Source organism: Arthrobacter sp. B0316-1-20 (assembly GCF_059091865.1).
In genome coordinates, this window is sequence record NZ_JBNHHC010000191.1 from 1 (window position 1) to 3,466 (window position 3,466).

General features: G+C 63.3%; 3 protein-coding genes. All 3 read left to right on the forward strand.

Annotation, left to right across the window (positions count from 1 at the left end; genetic code table 11):
• On the forward strand, positions 1-1,461 hold a 1,461-nt coding region (locus tag AC5RW2_RS41610), incomplete at its 5' end, for a pyruvate carboxylase subunit B (RefSeq protein WP_493986659.1).
• 2 nt (positions 1,462-1,463) lie between these two features.
• Entirely contained in the window at positions 1,464-1,991 is a 528-nt protein-coding gene (accB, locus tag AC5RW2_RS41615) for an acetyl-CoA carboxylase biotin carboxyl carrier protein (protein WP_493986660.1), read from the forward strand.
• Positions 1,984-3,345 carry an acetyl-CoA carboxylase biotin carboxylase subunit gene (accC, locus tag AC5RW2_RS41620; RefSeq protein ID WP_493986661.1) on the forward strand — a complete coding sequence of 454 codons (1,362 nt, stop codon included), beginning with the start codon at positions 1,984-1,986 and terminating at the stop codon, positions 3,343-3,345. Before accB ends, accC begins: the two co-directional genes overlap by 8 nt.
• The last annotated feature ends 121 nt before the right edge of the window (positions 3,346-3,466 follow it).

Below are 3,466 nucleotides of genomic sequence, written 5' to 3' on the forward strand. Positions count from 1 at the left end.
CGCGAGATCAAGATCATTGACACCACGCTGCGTGATGCGCATCAGAGCATCTGGGCGACGCGCATGCGGACTGAACACATTGAGCAGATGGCTGCGGACTTCGACAAGGTTGGCTATGAGCACGTCGATCTCGTGGCGCCGATCCAGTTCGACGTGGCAGTGCGCTACCTCAAGGAAGACCCGTGGGAACGGGTGCGCCGCGCCCATGAGCTCGCCCCGAACACCAAATTCCGCGCGCTCATCCGTTCCCGGAACATCGCCGCGTTCGATTTTTTGCCCGATGACGTGATCATGGCCTGGGTGGAGCGGCTCTACGTCAACGGATTCCGCGTGATCGGCTCCTTCGACGGGCTGAATGACATCGACAACATTGCTCCCGGTCTGCGCCGTGCCAAGGAGCTCGGAGCCGAGACGTTCGGCGCGGTGTCGTTCTGTGAGAGCCCCGTCCACACGGATGAGCTGTTCGTCGCGAAGGCACAGGAGCTGATCGAGAAGGCCGACGTCGACCGGATCATGCTCAAGGATGCCGGTGGGCTGCTGACGCCAGAGCGTATCCGCACTCTCGTGCCGGCGCTCAAGGACGTCATCGGTGATCGTCCGCTCGAAGTGCACACCCACTCGCTCACCGGCCTGGCACCGCTGGTCTGCCTGGAGGCGGCCGAGGCCGGCGCGGATTCGCTGCACCTCTCGGTGGCACCGCTCGCGTCCGGCAACGGCCAGCCTTCGGTGCAGAACGTCGTGCGTGACCTGCGTGCGCTGGGCTACGTCGTGAACATCGACGACGAGAGGATCGGCGAGATCAGCGAGAAGATCCGCACGATCGCCGAGCACGAGGACAAGCCGCTCGGGGAGCCGATCGAGTACAACGGACTGCACTTCATGCACCAGACCCCTGGCGGCATGCTGTCGAACTTCCGTACCCAGCTCGCGACGGCGGGTCTTGCTGATCGTTACGACGAGTTGTTGCTCGAAATCGCCCGTGTCCGCTCTGAACTGGCCTACCCGATCATGATCACCCCCTTCGCTCAGTTCGTCGGAACACAGGCGGCCATGAACGTCATGACCGGTGAGCGCTACAAGATGGTGCCGAACGAGATCAAGAAGTATGTGCTCGGTTACTACGGTGACTTGCTCGCCGAGATCGACCCCGAGTTGCGGCAGAAGATCATCGACAACGGCGCGTCGGATATCGCGCTCGAGCCCAGCGAACCGAAGCCCATGCTCGACGACCTTGCGGCGCGGTATCCCGAGGAGTCGATTGATCACCACCTGCTGCGCGCGATGTTCGCCGGAAGCCAGGTCGACGAGATGAAGATGGCCGTCGCCTCGGGCGGTAACCCCGACGAGATCCCGCACCCGTTGCTCGGGATCGTGAAGTCGCTGCACGCAACCGGCCATACCGGTACCAAGACCCTGAATGCCGGAGACCTGAAGATCAGCATTACCCAAGGAGAGAACTGACCATGTCGCTGAACCAGCCTGACATCCGCGAACTCAAGGCCCTCGTCGACTGGGCCCACACCACCACCGACGTGCATGAACTGTCCATCAAGTACGGTGAGGTCGAGCTGTTCGTGTCGCGCAACGGGCGCACCGCCGCGGCCGCGCCAGCCGCAGCTCCCACCGCGACGCCCGCTCCTGCTCCCGTAGCGGCTCCTACCCCCGTGGCTACGGCCCCTGCAGTTGCTCCCGCCCCTGCCGCTCCTGCGGCGGCTCCCGTTTCCGCTCCGGCCGCGGTCGCCGAGGATGAGGTCGTCATCACGGCCCCGATGGTCGGCACGTTTTATGCCTCCCCGAAACCCGGCTCACCTGCATTCGTGAACGTGGGCGACCGCGTCACCAAGGATTCGGTGCTGTGCATCCTCGAGGTGATGAAGCTGATGAGCAACATCGAGGCGAAGGTCGATGGTGTGGTCGTGCAGATTCTCGTGGAGAACGAGCAGGCGGTCGAGTACGGTCAGCCGCTCATGGTGGTCAAGCGCGATGCCTGAGCAGCTGCACAGCGTCCTCATCGCGAACCGGGGTGAGATCGCGCTCCGCATCATCCGCGCGTGCCAGGAACTCGGGATCCGCAGCGTCCTCGCCTACTCCGAGGCCGACCGCGATTCGCTTCCGGTCAAGCTCGCTGACCAGGCGGTCTGCATCGGGCCGGCAAACTCGGCCAAGAGCTACCGCGATCCGCGCGCAGTCATCAGCGCCGCACTGGCGTTCAAGGTCGATGCGATTCATCCGGGTTACGGATTCCTGGCCGAGAACGCTGATTTCGCGGCAATGTGCGAAGAGGAGGGAGTGGGCTTCGTCGGCCCTGCCTCGGACATCATCCGCCGCATGGGTGACAAGATCGAGGCCAAGAAGATCGCTCGCGCAGCCGGCGTGCCGACGGTCCCCGGATCGCTTGGCACGATCGCCGAGTACGATGAGGCGCTCACCGTGGCCGGTGAGGTCGGCTACCCGCTCTTGATCAAGGCGGCGGCGGGCGGTGGTGGCCGCGGCATGCGCGTCGTCGAGTCGGGCGAGACGCTTGAGCGGGACCTCAGTGAGATCATGTCAGAGGCCGAGACGGCCTTCGGGGATCCGTCCGTGTACATTGAGCGGTACCTCACGGATATCCGGCATATCGAGATCCAGGTCATGTCCGACGGTGAGTCGACCGTGCATCTCGGTGAGCGGGACTGCACGGCGCAACGACGCAATCAGAAGCTGGTCGAGGAGGCCCCGTCACCCGTCCTCGATGACGAACTGCGCGAAGGCCTCGCCAAGGCCGCCGTCGCACTATGCCAGCAGGTCGGTTACCGCAACGCCGGCACAGTGGAGTTCGTGTTCGACAACATCGATCGAAAGTACTACTTCATCGAGATGAACACCCGCATCCAGGTCGAACACCCGGTGTCGGAGATGATCACGGGAATCGACCTGATCAAGCTCCAGCTCGAAATCGCCGCAGGCAATCCGCTGCCGTTGACCCAGGAAGACATCGTCATCCGCGGCCACGCGATCGAGTGCCGCATCAACGCAGAGGATCCGCAGAGAGGGTTCCTCCCGAGCCCCGGCTTGATCAAGGGCTTCCGCGCCCCGGGTGGGTTCGGGGTGCGGCTCGACACGCACATTGAGGCGGGGTACGTGATTCCGCCGTTCTATGACTCGATGGTCGGCAAGCTCATCGTCTGGGGGCAGGACCGCCAGGAGGCGATCACTCGGGCATTGCGGGCGATCGAGGAAATGGAAATTGACGGCGTTACTACGACGGCTAATTTCCAGGGCGAGATCCTCGATAGCGAGGTGTTCCGCAGTGGTGATTTCAATACCGCTTTCGTCGCGGAGTTCCTGGCCACCGAGGCGACCTGAAGTGCTTGCGGGAGGGCTGTACCGACAGCAGTACGGCCCTCCCGCGTGGATCTTCGGCATTCATCAGTAGGCTCGGATAATAAGGCGAATGTGACACTTTCCGTCATGGGAGATGAGGGAT